Source organism: Roseococcus sp. GW821-FHT12F05 (genome assembly GCF_058806835.1).
In genome coordinates this window covers 502,347-519,609 of record NZ_JBXAQB010000002.1, presented here as the reverse complement: position 1 = coordinate 519,609, position 17,263 = coordinate 502,347, and the positions used below count along the sequence as shown (strand labels likewise).

Sequence of the window (17,263 nt, the reverse complement as noted above, 5' to 3'; positions counted from 1 at the left end):
GAAGCATGAATCAGACTGACAACACCCGTTTCGCCTTCATCCAGTCCGGCTGGCACCGGGACATCGTCGGCCAGGGGCGCGAAGCCTTCCTGGCGGAGATGGCCCGGCGCGGCGTGCCGGCGGGTCGCATCGACGTCCATACGGTGCCGGGCGCCTTCGAGATCCCGCTGCATGCCAAGCTGCTGGCGCGGTCCGGCCGCTACGCCGCCATCGTGGCCTGCGGGCTGGTCGTGGATGGCGGAATCTACCGGCATGAGTTCGTCGCGAGCGCCGTGATCGACGCGCTGATGCGCGTGCAGCTGGAGACGGAGGTGCCGGTGATCTCCGCGGTGCTGACGCCGCAGCATTTTCACGAGCACGAGGAGCACCAGCGCTTCTTCAGCGACCACTTCCTCGTGAAGGGGAAGGAGGCGGCGACGGCCTGCCTCGACACGGTGGCGGCGCTGGCCGTGCTGTCCGGCGTGAGGAAGGCCGCCTGAAACGGCCGGGCCGGCGGTATCCGTCGTCGGCCCGGACCCTATGTCAGCAATCGCACGAGCCACAGGCTCAACGCCGGGAAGGCCACGCAGAGGGCGAGGCGGATCAGGTCCGTGGCCAGGAAGGGCAGCACGCCGCGATAGGTCTGCGCGATGGGCACGTTCCGCGCGATCGCGGAGACGACGAAGACGTTGAGGCCGATGGGGGGCGCCGTGAGTCCGATGCCGACGGTGATCAGCACCAGGATGCCGAACCAGATGGCGGTCTCCTCGCCCGTCAGGCCGAAGTCGAGCGCTGTCACGACGGGGAAGAAGACGGGCAGGGTGAGCAGAATCATCGCCAGCTCGTCCATGACCGCGCCGAGGACGAGGTAGGTGAGCAGCAGCGCCACCAGCACGCCGTAGGGCGAAAACTCCTGTCCGGTGACCCATTGCGCCAGCAGGTCCGGCGCCTGGGTGAGGGCGAGGAAGGCGTTGAAGATCTCCGCGCCGAGGAGGATGGCGAAGATCATCGCCGTGGTCTCAGCGGTGGCCAGCAGCGCGGTGCGGATCTGGCGGAGGTCCAGGCTGCGCCGGGCGAGGCCGATGGCGAGCACGCCGATGCAGCCGACCCCCGCGGATTCCGTGGGCGTGAAGACGCCGCCGTAGATCCCGCCGATGACCAGCACGGCGATGCCGAGCACCGGGATGACGTTGCGGAAGGCGCGGCGGCGCTCGCCCGGCTCCAGCGGCGGCGCGGGCGGGCCGAGCTCGGGGCTTCGCCGCATCCAGAGCGCGATGGCGAACAGATAAAAGGCGGTCGCGAGCAGGCCGGGGATGAGCGCGGCCATGAAGAGCCTGGCGACGTTCTGCTCGGTGCTGATGCCGTAGACCACCAGGATCACCGAGGGCGGGATGAGGATGCCGAGCGTGCCGCCGACCGCGATGGTGCCGGTGGCGAAGCCGGGCGCGTAGCCGTAGCGCAGCAGCTCCGGCAGGGCGGCGCGGCCGAAGGTGGCGGTGGTCGCGACCGAGCTGCCGCAGACCGCGCCGAAGGCCGCGCTCGCGCCGATCACGGACATGGCGAGCCCGCCGGGGCGACGGCCCAGCAGGGCATTGGCGGCGGCGAAGAGGTCGCGCGCCAGGCCGCCGCGCTCGGCCAGCGAGCCCATCAGGATGAAGAGCGGGATGACGCTCAGCGTGTAGCTGGCGAAGAGGTGGTAGGGCGTGGTCTTGAGGTAGTTGAACAGCGCCGCCGCATCGAGGATGTGGACGTAGCCGACGGCGCCGGCGATCAGCATGGCGAGCGCGATGGGCGCCCGCAGCACGATCAGCAGCAGCAGCCCGGCGAAGCCCGCCGCCGCGAGCTGGAATTCCGGCGCCATCAGCGCAACAGCTTCGGAATGGCCAGCAGCGCCGCGATGCCGGCGAGCGCGAAGCAGAGCGCGCCGAAGGCGATGGCCCACCAGTAGGGCAGGGCCAGCAGCCCCATGGTGCGCATGTTGTTGGCCCAGGTGTCGATCGCGCCGCGGGCCATGCGCTCGGCGATGAGCAGCGTCGTCGCGGCCCAGGCGAGGCTCCAGATCGCGTCCAGCACGCCGTTCACCCGGGCCGGGAGCCAGGTGGTGAAGCTGTCCACCAGGATGTTGGAGCGGGTGACCGTGCCCCAGGCCAGGAATCCGAGCACGGCGAGGCCGGAGCCGAGCGAGACCAGCTCGAAATCGCCGTTGATCGGCTGGCTGGTGAACCAGCGCAGCAGCACCGAGAGCGTGGTCAGTAGCGCCGTCGCCAGCAGCACGGTGCCGCCGGCGAGCGCCAGCGCGGCCGCGATGCGGGCGACGGGGCCGCGCTGCTCCACCCTCAGGTCACGCAAGCTATGTGACCCCTTGGCCGTATTGAGCGATCAGCGCCCGCGCCTCCTCGAGCAGCGCGCCGCCCTGGATGTTGCGCTCGGCCATGGCGCGCACCCAGTTGTCGATGACGGGTTGGGTGGTGCGCGCCCAGCGCGCGCGCTCCTCCTCCGGCAGCTCGAAGATCGCGTTGCCGCGGCGGCGGACCATGGCCTCGACGATCGGCCCCTGCACGTCCCAGACGGGGGCCGCCATCGCTGCCGCCACCTGGCCGCTGTTGGCGTCGAGCACGGCGCGGAGCTCGGCCGGCAGGCCCTCGTACCTCGCCTTGTTCATCGCGAGCACGAAGCTCGCGGTGTAGAAGGTGGGGCTGCCCGCGATCTCCGTGTGGTTGCGCAGCGTCTCGTGCAGGCGGATGGAGGGCACGACCTCCCAGGGCACCACGGCGCCGTCGATCGCGCCCTGCGCCAGCGCCTCGGGCACCTGCGGGATGGGCAGGCCGATGGGCGCGGCGCCCAGCGCACGCAGCGCCTCGCCGGCCTGGCGCGAGGGGAAGCGCAGCTTCAGGCCGTTGAGGTCCTCCTGCCGCTTCACCTCGCGGCGGGAGTGGATCACGCCCGCGTCATGCGCCCAGGCGCAGAGGAGGTGCGTGTCGGAAAATTCCTGGCGGAAGCGCGTCTCGTAGAGCTGCTGCACCACGCGCGCGTTCACGCTGGCCCGCTTGTGCGCGACGAAGGGCAGCTCGATCACCTCGATGGAGGGGAAGCGGCCGGGCGTGTTGCCGGGCAGGGTCCAGACGATGTCGACCACGCCGTCCTTCGCCTGGTCGTAGAGCTGCGGCGGGGCGCCGCCGAGCTGCATCGCCGGGAAGATCTGGATGCGGATCCGCCCCCCGCTCTCCGTACCGATCTTCTGGGCCCAGGGCTGCAGGAAGTGGCGGTGGACGTTGGCGACGGCGGGAAGGAAGTGGTGCAGGCGGAGCGTGACCTCCTGCGCCCGGGCGCGCGGAATCCCGAGGATCGCAGGCGCGGCAAGCCCGCCCAGCAGCGCCGTGCGGCGTGTCGTCATGGATTCGGGCCTCCCGGTTTCTTGTGGCCCTTCTTTTGCCCGGATGGCCGAGGCGGTGGAAGCCTCTAGATATTGTCGCGGGATTCAGACCTTCGGCGCCTTGCGCCTTCGGTCATCCCGCTTCAGCGCGCGAAGTCGAGGATCAGGATGTCCAGGTCCCGGTCGGGCGTGAAATCCCTGTAGCGGACCTCGAAGCGCCGGTCGTCGAGGCGCCGGACGCCGGTCCCGCAGAAGCTGATCAGCGAGCGGGGATTGCCCTTGTCCACCACCAGCCGGAAGTCGCGGATGGGGCCCGCCCAGTTGGCGCCCGAGCGCAGCACGTATTGCAGCCAGACCTCCCCATAGCCGGGGTCGTCGCCGCGGGGCATCGCGGCCCGGCGGCGGTCGAGGCCCGCGAGAAAATCGTCGTCGATGCATTGCCGCCCGCGCTGCGCGCGGAACTCGGGCGAGCGGCGCTGGTCGGGGTTGAGATAGCCGCCGACCCGCCCGCCGACGAAGGGCACGTAGCTGTGCTCGACGCGGATGCTGCGCGAGGCCGGGAAGACCTGGCGTCGCGTGACCGTCGTGTGCGTGGTCCAGAGCGCGTCCCAGAACTGCATTCTTCCATTGGTGCCGCCGTCGATGAGCAGCTCCTCGCGCTCCAGCGCGGCGCGCGCCGCGGCGGGCATCGCGTTCACCGCGGCCGAGAGGCCGTCGCCGGCGCCCACCAGCGGCAGGTTGAGGCTCCGAAGCCGGTCAGTGATGTCCCGGCCCTTGAAGCTCGCCCGCTGCACGAGCTCAAGCCGGGCCGGCTGGCCGTCCACGACAGTGCGAAAATTCAGCTCCCGCACGTAGTCCGGCACCCGGGTGATGGGGCTGTGGACGATGTCGGGCAGCGGGAAGGCGACCAGCGTCTCGATGTCGCGGCCGGTCGTGTTGGTGAAGACGTAGTTCACCCGCACCTGCTCGCGGCTGATGAACAGCTCCTCCTGGTCGAGGCGGATCGCCTCGGAACGGGTGAGCGTCAGGCCGCCGATGCCGATGGCGGCCGTGCTGTCGTTGGCGCGGGCGGGCGCGGCGGCCAGCAGCCCCAACGCGGTGGCGAGGCCGAGCGTCGCGCGGCGGAGGGCGGCTGGCGGCACGTGTCTCTCCCTGATCCCGGCCCATCTTCGCCGTGGGCCGGCATGAATCAAGCGCGCAGCCGCGGTGGCGCTCGTTCCGGCCCCGTTCTAGGCTGGGCGCGCGGGGCGAGAGACCCCGGACGAGGGAGAACACCATGATCAAGACCGTGCTCGCGGCCGGCACCGCGCTGCTGCTGGCCGATTCGGCCTCCGCCCAGCTCGCGCTGTCCGGCAACGACAACAAGCAGGTGCTGGAGAACGGCACCGTCCGCACCCTGCCGAACCCGGCGCCGGACAACATCGCCATCCTCGACCTCGGCGCCACGCCGCCGCGGATCGTGGCGACGGTGCCGGCGCCGCAATCGGTGGTGGGGCCGCCGCTCTCGGTGGCGATCACGCCGGACGAGCGGCTCGGCCTCGCCGCCTCGGCCCAGAAGATCGACCCGGCCAATCCGACGGCCATCACGCCGGACAACCGGCTCTCGGTCATCGACCTGCGCGCCAATCCTCCCGCGGTCGTGCAGACGCTGGAGGCCGGGGCAGGGGCCTCGGGCGTGTCCGTCAACCGGGCCGGGACGCTGGCGCTGGTCGCCAACCGCAACGCCGGCACGGTGAGCGTCTTCCGCATCGCCGACGGCCGCCTCGCGCCCGTCTCCACGCTGACCGTCGGCCCGCCGGCCTCGGGCGTCAGCCACGCGCAGTTCACGCCGGACGGCCGCTTCGCCCTGGTCACCCGCGACGGCGATTTCATGGTGACGGTGCTGCGCGTCGAGGGCGAGAACGTCTCGCTGGCCGGCCGCGACATCAGCGTCGGCATCCGGCCCTATGCCATGGGCATCACGCGCGACGGGCGCTGGGCGGCGGTCGGCAATGTCGGGCGCGGCACGGGCGACGCCGACACGGTAAGCCTCATCTCGCTGACATCGGAGCCCTTCCGCGTCGTGGACACGATCACCGTGGGCCCGACGCCCGAGGCGGTGCAGGTCAGCCCGGACAACCGCCACATCGCGGTGACCGTCATGAACGGCTCCAACCGGCCGCAGGGGCACCCGTTGCGCGGTCGCGGACAGGTGGTCATGCTGCGCATCGAGGACGGGCGCCTCGTCCGCGTCGCCAGCGCCGAGGTCGGCACCTGGGCGCAGGGCGTGGTGTTCAACAACGAGGGCAACCGGATCTTCGTGCAGAACATGGTGGAGCGGGAGATCCAGGTGCTCGACTTCGACGGCCGCACGCTGACCACGCGGCCCGAGCGCGTCCGCATCGAGGGCGGCCCTTCGGCGCTGCGGACCGCGGACCGGTGAGGATGTCAGCATCATAGCTTCCGATACGAAGCCCGGGGCGCCCGCATGAGCGCCCCGGGCACGCCGCCGCGCCCCGCCTGGCTGACGGCCGCGCCCATCCTTTTCGTCTCGCTCTGGTCGGGCGGCTTCACGGCCATCAAGCTCTGCCTGCCCTATGTCGAGCCGCTGACCCTGCAGGTGCTGCGCTATGCCGTGGTGGTCGCGCTGCTGGGGCCGCTCTGGCTGATCCTGCGGCCGGCGCGGCCGAGCCGGGCGACGATCCTGCACCTCGTCCGCATGGGGCTGCTGGTGCAGTTCGCCTATTTCGCCTGCATGAACCTCGCCATGTCCCATGGCATGGGGGCAGGGACGATCGCGCTGCTGATCGGGCTGCAGCCGGTGCTGGTGGCGCTGCTGGCGCCGGGCGTGATCGGCGATCCTCCCGTCGGCACGCGCGGATGGATCGGGCTGCTGCTGGGCATGGCGGGGGCGGCGCTGGTGATCGTCTCGGGCTCGGGGCTGGCGGCGAGCGGCTGGATCGGGCTGTTCTTCGCGCTGGGGTCGCTGACCGTGATGACCTGCGGCGCGCTGCTGGAGCGCAGGTCGGGCCGCGGCACCGACCTCGTCACGGCGAACCTCGTGATGTGCGCCGTCGCGCTGATCGCGACGCTGCCGCTCGCCGCGACGCTGGAGACGATGCGCGTGGAGCTGGCGCCGCAGTTCTTCGTGGGGCTGGCCTATCTGGTCTTCGTGAACTCGCTGATCTCGCTGTCGCTGCTCTTCGCGATGCTGAGGCACGGCGAGGCGGCGCGGGCCTCCTCCGTGTTCTTCCTGGTGCCGCCCTTGGCGGGGCTCATCGCCTGGGGCGTGCTGGGCGACGTGATGGCGCCGCTGGCGATCGCGGGCACGGCCGTCGCTGCCTTCGGCGTGGCATTGGTGGTGTGGAAGCGTTGACCTGAGCCGACCGAGCGGTCAGCCTTGTCGCCAACGCATCCGGGAGCTCGTTCCAATGGCCCATGCCGGTTTGAAGTTCGGCATCTTCCTCGCCCCCTTCCACAGGCTCGGCGACAATCCCACACTCGCCATCCATCGCGACATCGACCTGCTGGTGGCGCTGGACTCGCTGGGCTTCGACGAGGCCTGGATCGGCGAGCACCATTCCGCGGGATGGGAGACCATCGCGAGCCCGGAGCTCATCATCGCCGCGGCGGCCGAGCGCACGAAGCACATCAAGCTGGGCTCGGGCGTGACGAGCCTGCCCTACCACCACCCTTTCCTGGTCGCGCAGCGCTTCGTGCAGCTCGACCACATGACGCGCGGCCGCGCCATGCTCGGCTGCGGGCCGGGCGCGCTGGTCTCCGACGCCTACATGATGGGGCTGGAGGCGAAGAACCAGCGCCCCCGCATGGAGGAGTCGCTCGCGGCCATCATGAAGCTCCTCGCCTGCGAGGAGCCGGTCACCATGAAGACCGAGTGGTTCGAGCTGCGGCAGGCGCGGCTGCACCTGGCGCCCTACAGCTATCCGCACATGGACATCAAGGTGGCCTCCTCGACCACGCCCTCTGGCGTGCTGGCGGCGGCCAAGCATGGGCTGGGCCTGATCTCGCTCGGCGCCGGCCTGCCCGGCGGGCCGCAGAAGCTCGCGGAGCAGTGGCGCATGGGCGAGGCCGAGGCGGCCAAGCACGGCAAGACCATGAGCCGTGCCGACTGGCGCCTCGTGGTCAACCTCCACTGCGCGGAAGATGACGAGCGCGCCATCCGCGAGGTGAAGATCGGCGAGCGCATCGAGACCGAGGACTATTTCGGCGAGGTGCTGGGGCGCCCGCCCACGCGCTCCGAGGAGCCGCTGCGCGACGGGCTCAAGGCCGGCACCACGCTGGTCGGCAGCCCCGAGACGGTGGCCCAGGGGATCGAGCGCCTGCTCGCCTTCACCGACGGCGGCCCAAGGGACGAAAAAACAGGCGCCTACGGCGCCGGCGGCATCCTCTTCCGCGCGCATGAATGGGCGGACCGCGAGCAGACCTTGCGCAGCTTCGAGCTCTTCGCGCGCTGGGTCATGCCGCGCTTCCAGGGCAGCCTGCGCATGCAGACCGAGAGCCGCGAATGGTGCGTGGCGAACCGCGAGGGCATCTTCGCGCCGAATCTCCAGGCGCTGAAGCAGGCCTTCGTGGACGCCGGCCAGGACGTCCCGGACATGGAGCGGCTGAAGCTGCGCGAGCGCCAGCCGGGCGACTGAGGCCGCCGTGCCCGGAGCGCCCGGCATCGCGGCCATGCCGCTCTACACGAACCTGGACCGGGTCGCCCGGGGCCTGGCCGCGCGCGGCATCGGCCCCGACGATCCGATCCCGCCGGAGCAGCTGCTCGACCTCGACCAGTGGCACTATCACGGCGTGGAGGCCGTCGATGCGGCGATCGCGCCGCTCGGGCTGGGGCCGGACAGCCGGGTGCTGGACATCGGCTCCGGCGTCGGCGGGCCGGCGCGGCGGCTGGCGGAGCGGACGGGCTGCCATGTGACCGCGGTGGAGCTGCAGCCGGAGCTGCATGCCATCGCCGCCGATCTCACGCGGCGCGCCGGGCTCGACGGGCGCGTCACCCATATCTGCGGCGACGCGCTGACCGTCTCCCTGCCGGAGGGCGGTTTCGATGCGGTGGTGAGCTGGCTGGCCGTGCTGCACATCCCGGACCGGCCGCGGCTGCTGGCACGGCTCGCGGGCGCGCTGCATCCGGGAGGCGGCTGCTACATCGAGGACCTCTGCCTTCGCGGGGAGTTCTCGCCTGACGAGCGGCGCGACCTCCGCGAGGTCGTGTTCGGGATCTCGATGAGCAGCCTGGACGGCTACGTCGCGGATCTGCGGAAAGCCGGCTTCGCCGCTGTCGCCGCGACGGATCTGACGCCCGACTGGCACCCCTTTGCGCTGGAGCGGCTGGCGCTGTGGCGCGCGAACCACGAAGCCTATGCGCGCATCCACGGCGAGGGCGCCTATGCCGCGCAGGAGCGATTCTACTCGGTCATCGCGCGGCTCTACGAAAGCGGCGGCCTCGGCGGCATCCGCCTCACGGCGCGCAAACCCCTGAAGGGACAGGCATGACCCACCCCACCTACGACGTCCTCGTGACGGGCAGCAGCGCCAAGCTGGAGGTCGGCTACATCGCCATCTCCAACTGCACGCTGGTCCATACGGCGGAGGGGCCGATGCTCTTCGACGTGGGCGGCACGGTCGCGCGCGAGATGATCCGCGTGGGGCTGAAGGAGCGCGGGCTCGCGCCCTCGGACATCACGCGGATCTACATGTCCCATCTGCACCACGACCATGCGCTGAACATCGACATGTTCCCGACCAGCACGAAGGTCTTCGTGAGCCGGGCGGAGTGGGATTACGTCGATAACCCGCATCCCGGCGACGACTGGGTGCCCTGGATGATCAAGGAGCAGTTTTCCAAATACGACCTGACGCTGCTGGAGGGCTCGGGCGAGCTTTCGGCTGGGATCCGGTACTTCCAGGCGCCGGGCCATACGCCGGGCTGCCAGGCGCTGGCGCTGTCGGGAGCGGACGGGAGGACGACGGTGCTGGCGGGCGACGCGATCAAGTTCCCGAAGGAGGCGCTGCGGCGCCGCGTGGACCATTCCTTCGACACGCCGGAGGTGGCGGCTGCCAGCATCGACACGATCATGCGCATGGCCGACGTGATCGTCCCTGGCCACTTCCCGACGATCTACAAGGAGGGCGACAGCATCACCTGGGATGACGGCCAGGCGTTTCCTCTGGTGATGCGATAGTATCGGGGTCCAGGGCATAAAGCCCTGGCGGGGAGAGCGCGAGAGGGGCGGAGCCCCTCTCGCTAATCCGCCACCAGTTCCGCGCTCTCGTCCAGTCCGGCGGCCACCGCGTCGTCCACCTTCTCCAGCCAGACGAATTCGAGCCGGTCGCGCGCGTCCTGCGGGACGTCGTCGTAGTCGCGCCGGTTGCGCGCCGGCAGCATCACGCGGGTGATGCCGGCGGCGGCCGCGGCGACGACCTTCTCCTTGATGCCGCCCACGGGCAGGACGAGGCCGCGCAGGCTGATCTCGCCGGTCATGGCCGTGTTGTTGCGGATGGTGCGGCCGGTGAGGAGCGAGGTGAGCGCCATGAACATCGCCACACCCGCGCTCGGCCCGTCCTTCGGCGTGGCGCCGGCGGGCACGTGGATGTGGATGTCGCTGCTGGCGAAGAGCGTCGCGTCGATGCCGAGCGAGGCCGCGCGGTTCTTCACGATGCTGAGCGCGGCCTGCGCGCTCTCGCGCATGACCTCGCCGAGCTGTCCCGTCAGGATCAGCGCGCCCTTGCCGGGGATGCGCGTGGCCTCGATGAAGAGGATGTCGCCGCCCACGGGCGTCCAGGCCAGGCCGGTCGCGACGCCGGGGATGCTGGTGCGCATCGCCACCTCGTTCTCGAAGCGCGGCTGGCCGAGGATGGGCGGGAGATCCTCCGCGGTGATGCGCACCGCGGCCGTGCGGCCCTCGGCGACGCGGACGGCGGCGTTGCGCAGCACGCGGCCGATCTCGCGCTCCAGCCCGCGCACGCCGGCCTCGCGCGTGTAGTCGTGGATGACGTGGCGCAGCGCGCCGTCGTCGATCTCGACCTGCTCGGCGGTGAGGCCGTTCGCCTCGAGCTGGCGGCGCAGCAGGTAGCGCCGGGCGATCTGCAGCTTCTCGTTCTCCGTGTAGCCGGCGAGGCTGATGATCTCCATGCGGTCGCGCAGCGGGCCGGGGATGGTGTCGAGCATGTTGGCCGTGGTGAGGAAGGCGATGCGCGAGAGGTCGAAGGGCACGCCGAGATAGTTGTCGCGGAAGGTGCCGTTCTGCTCGGGATCGAGCACCTCCAGCATGGCGGCGGAGGGATCGCCCTGGACGCCGCTGCCCATCTTGTCGATCTCGTCGAGCATCATCACGCAGCTGCGCGACTTCGCCTTGCGGATGGCCTGGATGATGTTGCCGGGCAGGGCGCCGATATAGGTGCGGCGATGGCCGCGGATCTCGGCCTCGTCATGCACGCCGCCGAGGCTCACGCGGACGAAGGGGCGGTCCATGGCGCGGGCGATGGACTGGCCGAGCGAGGTCTTGCCCACGCCGGGCGGGCCGACGAAGCAGAGGATCGGCGCCTTGCCCTGGGGCGCGAGCTTGCGGACGGCGAGGTACTCGATGATGCGCTGCTTGATCTTCTCCAGCCCGAAATGGTCGGCGTCCAGGATGCGCCGAGCCTCCTCGATGTCGATCGGCTTCTCCTCGGGGATGGACCAGGGCAGGGCGATCAGCCAGTCGAGATAGGTGCGGACCATGCCGGCCTCGGCCGCGGCCTCGGGCATGCGCTCGTAGCGGCGCAGCTCCTTGCGGGCGGTCTCCTCGACCTCGGGCGGCATCTTCGCGTCCGTGATCGCCTGGGTGAGCTCCGCGACCTCGGGGCCGCGGCCGTCGCCCTCGCCGAGCTGGCGCTGGATCGCGGCCATCTGCTCGCGCAGCACCGCCTCGCGCTGGCGGTCGTCGAAGGTGGCCTTGGTCTGCCGGCCGATCTCCTGCGTCAGCCGCAGCACCTCGATGCGCTGGGCCAGGATGCGCGCGACGCGGTCCATCCGCACCGAGACGTCGCTGGTCTCCAGCAGCTCCTGCCGCTCGTTCGGAGCCATGTCGAGATAGGCGGCGACGAGGTCGGTGAGGGCGCCCAGGGAATTCGAGGCCTGCACGGCGCCGATCAGCTCCTGCGGGACCTGCGGCAGGAGCTGCAGCGCCTCCAGCGCCTGCTGGCGCAGATGGAGCATGCGCGCCTCGAGCTCGGGCGTCTGGATCTCCACCTGCTCGATGCGCGCGATGCGGGCCATGAAGTACGGCTGCTCCTGCGTGAACTCCAGCACGCGGAAGCGCTGCTCGCCCTGCAGCACGAGGTGGTGGGTGCCGTCGGGCGCGTTCACGTAGCGCAGGATGTTCGCGACCGTGCCGATGCGGTGCATGTCGAGCGCGGCGGGCTCGGCCTGCTCGCCGTCGCGCTGCATGAGCACGCCGACCGGCCGCTCCTCCCGCAGGGCCTGCTGCGCGGCCTTGATCGAGCGCTCGCGCCCGAGGGCGATCGGGAAGACGGTGCCGGGAAACAGCACCATGTTGCGGACGGGAAGGATGAGCAGCGTGTCGGGCTTCGCCTCGCCGGACGCGCCGTTTTCCTGTGACATCGATCTATTCTCCAGTGCTGCGGCGCGGTCAGCCGGCTTTGCGGAGGCTGAGCAGCAGGCAGCCGTTCGCGGCGCTGCGCTCCACCGCCACGTAGCTGCCGGCGGGCAGCGGCACGCGCCGCTCGAAGCGGCCCTGCGGAAGCTCCAGCCGGTGGATGACGGCGGTGCGGAGCGCGGCGGGCAGGGTGCGGCGGCCCGAGAAGACGAGCGTCGCGCCCTCGATCGCGACCTCGACCTGCTCGGGGTCCACGCCGGGCAGGGCGACCAGGATCAGCACCTCGTGCTCCAGCTCGAGCACGTCCACCGGCGGCTCCCAGGCCGCCTCGCGCGTCGCGCCGCGGGGCTGGAAGAACTGCCGGTGCAGGTGCTCGGCCCGCGTCAGCATCGCGAGGGCCTCGGACCACATCCAGCCCTGATCGTCACGCCGCATGCTCGCCACTCCGCTGGATCCGGGCCCCGTCAACCCGGGATATAAGCCGGGATCACGCTAGGCCGCTGGTAGGAATGTGTCGATCCGAGGCCCGTTCAACTCAGTCTTCGGGCAGCTCCACCGTCAGCGACAGCAGGCGGAAGGAGTTGGTCTTGCCGTGGCCGTCCAGGTTGAGGCTGCCGTTCACGCCGCCCTCCAGCACCTCGTCCACCACGAAGTTGTAGGCGTGCAGGCCCGGCAGGTCGTAGCGCGTGCAGGAGGTGGCGCCGCGATGGGTGAAGAGCGCCAGCACGCGGTCGGCGGTGACCTGCTCGCCGATGAGGGCGTAGTGCTCGGGCTTGTAGGGCATCAGCGACATGTTGAGGCGGTTGCCCTTGTCGCCGGCCCGGCTGTGGGCGATCTCGTGGAGCAGGACGGTGCTCATCCGGCGATCTCCTTGGCGGTGCGCACGGTCACGCGCGTCGGCACGCGCTCGCGCAGCACGAGGTGGCTGCGGGTGAGGATGCGCGGCGTGACGCGCCACCGCGCGCCGCCCGTGCCGGCGGTGCCGCAGCAGAGCATGGCCAGCACCTCGCGCGAGGCCTGGTCGGCGTCGTCGCGCGTGTGGGCCTCGACGGCGAGGCGGATGCGGATGTCCTCGGGCTCGGGGCCGGCATAGCTGCGCCAGAGCGCGCCGGCATCGCTGTCGTGCACGCTGGCGACGCCGATCAGATCCGCGCGGGCGCGCACGATGTCGAGGCCGCGGACCTTCATGCGCTGCAGCAGCACCTCGGCGGTGGCGCGGGCGCGGGCGAGCGCGTTGGGGCCGGCGACGGAGACCTCGCCCTCGCCGAGCCAGCTGCCCTCGAAGCTCGCGGTGACCTTGAGCGTGTCGGGGCGCGCATGGCCGCGGAGGTTGTGCAGGGCGACGCGGTCCTTGCCGACCTGCTCGGCGCGGCACTGGCTGATGTCGAGCACGACGTCGGGCGTGATGTAGTGCGAGGGGTCGTGCAGCTCGTAGAGCAGCTGCTCCTTGATGGTGCGCAGGTCGACGAGGCCGCCGGTGTTTTCGGCCTTGGTGATGACGAGGCCGCCATCCGCCGTCACCTCGGCGATGGGGAAGCCGATGTTGGCGGGGTCGGGGATGTCCTTGAAGCCGGGATCCCAGAAGACGCCGCCGGTGACCTGGCTGCCGCATTCCAGCAGGTGGCCGGTGGCGGCGCCCAGCGCCAGCCGGTCCCAGTCGTCGAAGCGCCAGCCGAAGTGATGCGCGAGCGGCGCGATGGCGAGCGCGGGATCGCTGGTGCGGCCGGCGACGACGACATCCGCGTCCTGGGCCAGCGCCTCCACCAGCGGCTCCGCGCCGATATAGGCATTGGCGGCGATGAGCTTCCACGCGCCCATGTCGAGGCCCGCATCGGCCTCGTGCACCGGGAGCTGCCCGCCGGCGACGAGGCCGGTGACGTCGTCGCCCTCGACCAGCGCGATGCGCAGGTCGGGCAGGCCCTTCTCCATCGCCAGCTTCGCGACGGCGCGAGCGGCGGCCGGCGGATTGGCCGCGCCCCAGTTGCCGAGCAGCGGGATGCCGTGCTGCTTGGCGAGCGCCAGGATGGGATCGAGCAGCCGCTCCAGCATCGGCTCGTAGCCGGCATGGGGGTCGCGTCGCTTCTCCAGATGCGCCAGCGCCACGGTGCGCTCGCCGAGCGTCTCGAAGAACATCGCGGAGGGAAGGCCGCTGGCGATGAGGGTCTTCAACACGGGGAGGGGCGCATCGACGCGGTCGCCCGAGAAACCGGCGCCGTTGCCGACCAAGAACCTGCTGTCTGTCATGAACTCCTCCGGCCGGCAGTCTTGGTCTCGCACGGCGGTGCGTCAATCCGGCGCGCACGAAACCTTTCCGCGCGCGGGAGCGTTGGCACCACGAGGGGGTGACGACAGCGAGGTGCGATGAGTTTCGATGCAGTACAGATCGGTCCACGGCAGGAGGAGGTCAGCCCCCTGCTCCGCTTCCTGCAGCGCAGGGACCGGCTCGGCCGCGAGGAGCAGGCGCTGATCGAGGCGCTGCCGCAGCGCCCGCAACGCTTCCGGCGCGGCGACGAGATCGTCGTCCAGCATTCGCGCCCGACGGAAAGCTGCCTCATCACCGAGGGCTTCGCGGCGCGGCTGCTGCACATGGCCGACGGCAAGCGCCAGATCACCGCGGTGCATATCCCCGGCGATTTCGTGGACCTGCACGGGCTGCTGCTGAAGGTGATGGACCACAGCGTCACCGCGGTCTCCGACTGCCGCGTCGCCTTCGTGCCGCATGCGGCGATCATCCAGCTGGTGGAGCGGGCGCCGCATGTCGGGCGCCTCTTCTGGATGTCGACGACGATCGACGCGGCCATCCAGCGCGCCTGGATCGGATGCCTGGGGCGCCGCTCGGCGGTGATGCACCTGGCCCATCTCATCTGCGAGATGTACCTGCGGCTGAACGCCGTCGGCCTCGCCAGCGAGAACCGGATGAGCTTCCCCGTCACCCAGTCGGAGATGTCCGACATCCTCGGCCTCTCGGCGGTGCATGTGAACCGCGTCGCGCAGGAGCTGCGTCGCACGGGGCTCATCACCTGGGTCAGGGGCGAGGTGACGATCCTGGATTTCGACCGGCTCTCGGCCTTCGCCGATTTCGACCCGACCTACCTGAACCTCGTGCGCGAGCCGCGCTGATCCGTCAGCCGCCCGGCGCCGGCCCCACGACGAAGCGGACGCTCGTGGCATCCGCGTCCAGGATCTGCAGCGACCGGCCGCGCAGCGCCAGCGAGCGGGCCTGCGCGAGGTCCAGCGAGAAGGTGGTCTCGTCGCCGTGGCTCGAGACCTGCGGGGCGGACGGCGCGCTGGTGGTCGTGGTGGCGCGGCCCGTGAAGGACTGCGAGCCCTGGGGCGTGCCGGGCGTCTGCCAGAAGGGCGAGGACCAGGCGGAGGAGGACGAGGTGCCGGGGCTTCGGCTCACCTGGCCGTTGTAGGTCGTGGTCGTCCGCGCGGGCATGTGGTGGAAGACCGTCTCGTTGGTGTCGATCTCCAGCTCGCGGCGGCGGAAGGTCGGCCGCCCCTCCGGGTCGAGCCCCAGGTAGCGCAGCTCGACGAAGCCGCGGTCGCGCGTGCGGCCGAGGATGTCGGCGCCGCCGAACTCGTCCGGCAGGTTGTCGCGCAGGCTGACCCGCAGCATCACCTCGCCGATGCCGGCCTGGGCCTCGCCGGCGGGGCGCGAGGCCGCCTCCTGCATGCGGACCGGGGCGCAGGCGGCCAGGACGCCCAGCAGGGCCAGGAGGGGGCTGAAGCGAAGCATGTCGGGGCATTCCAGGCAGAGGGCGAGAGCGGATATGCAACCACAGGTTGCAATGGGGTGAAAGGCCTCGCGACGGCCCTCAGCGCCCGCTGAGCACGCGCGCCACGGCCCCGCGCCATTCGGCCTTGCGGCGATCCGCTTCCGGCCGCGCCATGCCCGGCAGGAAGCGGCGCTCGCGCCGCCAATGCGTGGAGGCATCGCCGGGCGGCGGCAGGAGTCCCGCCTGCAGGCCCGCGAGATAGGCCGCGCCCAGCGCCGTCGTCTCCGGCACCACGGGCCGGTCCACCGGCGCGCCCAGGATGTCCGCGAGGAACTGCATGGTCCAGTCGCTGGCCACCATGCCGCCGTCCACGCGCAGCACCGTGTGGCCCATGCCCGGCTTTCCCATTTGGGGCCAGTCGCGGCGCATGGCGTCGAGGAGGTCGGCGGTCTGCAGCGCCACGCTCTCCAGCGCGGCCCGGCAGATCTCGGCCCGGCCCGAGGCGCGGGTGAGGCCGAGGATGGCGCCGCGCGCCTCCGCGTCCCACCACGGCGCGCCGAGGCCGGTGAAGGCGGGCACGAGATGCACGCGCTGCGCCGGGTCGGCCTTGGCCGCGAGCTCGCCGGCCTCGCTGGCCTTGGCGATGATGCCCAGCCCGTCGCGCAGCCACTGCACCGTGGCGCCGGCCATGAAGATGGAGCCCTCCAGCGCATAGGCGCGGCGGCCGCCGAGCTGCCAGGCGATGGTGGTGAGCAGCCGGTTCGTCGAGGCCACCGCCTCCTCGCCGGTCACCAGCAGCGCGAAGCAGCCGGTGCCGTAGGTGGACTTGATCATGCCCGGGGCGAAGCAGGCCTGGCCGAGGGTCGCCGCCTGCTGGTCGCCGGCCATGCCGAGGATGGGGATGGAGCCGCCCAGCAGCCGCGTCTCGCCGAATCGCGCGGCGCAGTCGCGCACCTCCGGCAGGAGGGCGCGGGGGATGCGGAAGAGGGCCAGCATCTCCTCGTCCCATTCGCCGCGGCGGATGTCGAAGAGCAGGGTGCGCGCGGCATTGGTGGCGTCCGTGGCGTGGACGCGGCCCTCGGTCAGGCGGAACAGGAGAAAGCTGTCCACCGTGCCGAAGCAGAGCTCGCCGCGCTCGGCGGCGGCGCGGGCGCCGGGCGTGTTGTCGAGCAGCCAGGCGAGCTTGGTCGCGGAGAAATAGGGGTCGAGCAGCAGGCCGGTGCGTTCCGTGACCAGGGGCTCGTGGCCGGCGGCGCGCAGGGATTCGCAGAGCGCGGCGGTGCGCCGGTCCTGCCAGACCGGCGCGCGGCCGACGGCGCGGCCGGTGGCGCGCTCCCAGAGCACGGTGGTCTCGCGCTGGTTGGTGATGCCGATGCCGGCGACGTCGGCCGGCATCCCGCCCGCCTTCTCCAGCGCCTCGCGCAGCACGCGCAGCGAATGGGCGGCGATGTCCTCCGGCTCGTGCTCCACCCAGCCGGGCGCCGGGAAGTGCTGCGGCAGCTCCACCTGGGCCGTCGCGCGGGGCACGAGCGCTGCGTCGAAGGCGATGGCGCGGGTTGAGGTGGTGCCCTGATCGAGGGCCAGCAGGAGCGTCACGA

Annotated in this window: 17 protein-coding genes; 7 read left to right on the top strand and 10 right to left on the bottom strand. The window is 71.3% G+C overall.

From position 1 onward, the window contains the following. Positions 1-5 precede the first annotated feature (5 nt). Positions 6-479 (top strand): 6,7-dimethyl-8-ribityllumazine synthase, encoded by a 474-nt coding sequence (locus AC1ROY_RS07270; RefSeq protein WP_493147983.1) that lies wholly within the window; start codon positions 6-8, stop codon positions 477-479. 38 nt (positions 480-517) lie between these two features. On the opposite strand, the gene AC1ROY_RS07265 is transcribed toward AC1ROY_RS07270, so the two are convergent. The 4 genes from AC1ROY_RS07265 to AC1ROY_RS07250 all read right to left on the bottom strand — a co-directional run bounded on the left by AC1ROY_RS07265 (position 518) and on the right by AC1ROY_RS07250 (position 4,494). Next, positions 518-1,840, bottom strand: a complete 1,323-nt coding sequence (locus AC1ROY_RS07265) for a TRAP transporter large permease (RefSeq protein ID WP_493147981.1) — start codon at positions 1,838-1,840, stop codon at positions 518-520. Beyond that, complete coding sequence (locus AC1ROY_RS07260; RefSeq protein ID WP_493147979.1) at positions 1,840-2,328, bottom strand: TRAP transporter small permease; 489 nt, start codon at positions 2,326-2,328, stop codon at positions 1,840-1,842. The genes AC1ROY_RS07265 and AC1ROY_RS07260 overlap by 1 nt, the downstream gene beginning before the upstream one ends. A 1-nt stretch (position 2,329) precedes the next feature. Then, on the bottom strand, positions 2,330-3,373 hold the full coding sequence (locus AC1ROY_RS07255) for a TRAP transporter substrate-binding protein (protein WP_493147978.1): 1,044 nt from the start codon (positions 3,371-3,373) through the stop codon (positions 2,330-2,332). A gap of 122 nt (positions 3,374-3,495) precedes the next feature. Continuing rightward, positions 3,496-4,494, bottom strand: a complete 999-nt coding sequence (locus AC1ROY_RS07250; RefSeq protein ID WP_493147977.1) for a DUF4424 family protein — start codon at positions 4,492-4,494, stop codon at positions 3,496-3,498. Between the two features lie 134 nt (positions 4,495-4,628). Here AC1ROY_RS07250 and AC1ROY_RS07245 point away from each other — a divergent pair, with 134 nt between their 5' ends. The 5 genes from AC1ROY_RS07245 to AC1ROY_RS07225 are packed head-to-tail and all read left to right on the top strand — an operon-like array spanning position 4,629 to position 9,531. After that, entirely contained in the window at positions 4,629-5,774 is a 1,146-nt protein-coding gene (locus AC1ROY_RS07245) for a beta-propeller fold lactonase family protein (protein ID WP_493147975.1), read from the top strand. A 45-nt stretch (positions 5,775-5,819) separates the two neighbouring features. After that, positions 5,820-6,707, top strand: a complete 888-nt coding sequence (locus AC1ROY_RS07240) for a DMT family transporter (RefSeq protein ID WP_493147973.1) — start codon at positions 5,820-5,822, stop codon at positions 6,705-6,707. Positions 6,708-6,762: 55 nt separating this feature from the next. Continuing rightward, positions 6,763-7,989 carry an LLM class flavin-dependent oxidoreductase gene (locus tag AC1ROY_RS07235; protein WP_493147971.1) on the top strand — a complete coding sequence of 409 codons (1,227 nt, stop codon included), beginning with the start codon at positions 6,763-6,765 and terminating at the stop codon, positions 7,987-7,989. A gap of 7 nt (positions 7,990-7,996) precedes the next feature. Then, positions 7,997-8,842 (top strand): class I SAM-dependent methyltransferase, encoded by an 846-nt coding sequence (locus AC1ROY_RS07230; protein WP_493147969.1) that lies wholly within the window; start codon positions 7,997-7,999, stop codon positions 8,840-8,842. Then, the gene (locus AC1ROY_RS07225) at positions 8,839-9,531 is read left to right on the top strand and encodes an MBL fold metallo-hydrolase (RefSeq protein WP_493147968.1); all 693 of its coding nucleotides are present in this window, start codon (positions 8,839-8,841) and stop codon (positions 9,529-9,531) included. Before AC1ROY_RS07230 ends, AC1ROY_RS07225 begins: the two co-directional genes overlap by 4 nt. A 62-nt stretch (positions 9,532-9,593) precedes the next feature. Here AC1ROY_RS07225 and lon read toward each other — a convergent pair whose 3' ends face one another. The 4 genes from lon to AC1ROY_RS07205 form a co-directional block, all read right to left on the bottom strand. After that, positions 9,594-11,951, bottom strand: coding sequence for an endopeptidase La (gene lon, locus AC1ROY_RS07220; protein WP_493147966.1), 2,358 nt, complete (start codon positions 11,949-11,951; stop codon positions 9,594-9,596). A gap of 28 nt (positions 11,952-11,979) precedes the next feature. After that, on the bottom strand, positions 11,980-12,381 hold the full coding sequence (locus AC1ROY_RS07215) for an Hsp20/alpha crystallin family protein (protein ID WP_493147964.1): 402 nt from the start codon (positions 12,379-12,381) through the stop codon (positions 11,980-11,982). A 100-nt stretch (positions 12,382-12,481) separates the two neighbouring features. Next, positions 12,482-12,805, bottom strand: a complete 324-nt coding sequence (locus tag AC1ROY_RS07210) for an AtuA-related protein (protein ID WP_493147962.1) — start codon at positions 12,803-12,805, stop codon at positions 12,482-12,484. Beyond that, positions 12,802-14,190, bottom strand: a complete 1,389-nt coding sequence (locus AC1ROY_RS07205; RefSeq protein ID WP_493147960.1) for an acyclic terpene utilization AtuA family protein — start codon at positions 14,188-14,190, stop codon at positions 12,802-12,804. Before AC1ROY_RS07205 ends, AC1ROY_RS07210 begins: the two co-directional genes overlap by 4 nt. A 117-nt stretch (positions 14,191-14,307) precedes the next feature. On the opposite strand from AC1ROY_RS07205, the gene AC1ROY_RS07200 reads away from it, so the two are divergent. After that, a complete protein-coding gene (locus AC1ROY_RS07200; RefSeq protein WP_493147959.1) occupies positions 14,308-15,066 on the top strand; it encodes a Crp/Fnr family transcriptional regulator in 759 nt (252 codons plus the stop codon). Between the two features lie 4 nt (positions 15,067-15,070). Here the strand turns inward: AC1ROY_RS07200 and AC1ROY_RS07195 are convergent, their stop codons facing one another. Both AC1ROY_RS07195 and glpK read right to left on the bottom strand, forming a co-directional pair. Next, the gene (locus AC1ROY_RS07195) at positions 15,071-15,685 is read right to left on the bottom strand and encodes a hypothetical protein (protein WP_493147957.1); all 615 of its coding nucleotides are present in this window, start codon (positions 15,683-15,685) and stop codon (positions 15,071-15,073) included. Between the two features lie 79 nt (positions 15,686-15,764). After that, positions 15,765-17,261 (bottom strand): glycerol kinase GlpK, encoded by a 1,497-nt coding sequence (gene glpK / locus AC1ROY_RS07190; protein ID WP_493147956.1) that lies wholly within the window; start codon positions 17,259-17,261, stop codon positions 15,765-15,767. Positions 17,262-17,263 lie beyond the last annotated feature (2 nt).

Excerpts from the sequence above, each read along its gene's own strand:
- AC1ROY_RS07205 (WP_493147960.1), bottom strand. The coding sequence starts at position 14,190 with ATGACAGACAGCAGGTTCTTGGTCGGCAACGGCGCCGGTTTCTCGGGC.
- AC1ROY_RS07245 (WP_493147975.1), top strand. The coding sequence starts at position 4,629 with ATGATCAAGACCGTGCTCGCGGCCGGCACCGCGCTGCTGCTGGCCGAT.
- AC1ROY_RS07210 (WP_493147962.1), bottom strand. The coding sequence starts at position 12,805 with ATGAGCACCGTCCTGCTCCACGAGATCGCCCACAGCCGGGCCGGCGAC.
- AC1ROY_RS07200 (WP_493147959.1), top strand. The coding sequence starts at position 14,308 with ATGAGTTTCGATGCAGTACAGATCGGTCCACGGCAGGAGGAGGTCAGC.
- AC1ROY_RS07225 (WP_493147968.1), top strand. The coding sequence starts at position 8,839 with ATGACCCACCCCACCTACGACGTCCTCGTGACGGGCAGCAGCGCCAAG.
- lon (WP_493147966.1), bottom strand. The coding sequence starts at position 11,951 with ATGTCACAGGAAAACGGCGCGTCCGGCGAGGCGAAGCCCGACACGCTG.
- AC1ROY_RS07240 (WP_493147973.1), top strand. The coding sequence starts at position 5,820 with ATGAGCGCCCCGGGCACGCCGCCGCGCCCCGCCTGGCTGACGGCCGCG.
- AC1ROY_RS07265 (WP_493147981.1), bottom strand. The coding sequence starts at position 1,840 with ATGGCGCCGGAATTCCAGCTCGCGGCGGCGGGCTTCGCCGGGCTGCTG.
- AC1ROY_RS07270 (WP_493147983.1), top strand. The coding sequence starts at position 6 with ATGAATCAGACTGACAACACCCGTTTCGCCTTCATCCAGTCCGGCTGG.
- AC1ROY_RS07235 (WP_493147971.1), top strand. The coding sequence starts at position 6,763 with ATGGCCCATGCCGGTTTGAAGTTCGGCATCTTCCTCGCCCCCTTCCAC.
- AC1ROY_RS07195 (WP_493147957.1), bottom strand. The coding sequence starts at position 15,685 with ATGCTTCGCTTCAGCCCCCTCCTGGCCCTGCTGGGCGTCCTGGCCGCC.
- AC1ROY_RS07215 (WP_493147964.1), bottom strand. The coding sequence starts at position 12,381 with ATGCGGCGTGACGATCAGGGCTGGATGTGGTCCGAGGCCCTCGCGATG.
- AC1ROY_RS07255 (WP_493147978.1), bottom strand. The coding sequence starts at position 3,373 with ATGACGACACGCCGCACGGCGCTGCTGGGCGGGCTTGCCGCGCCTGCG.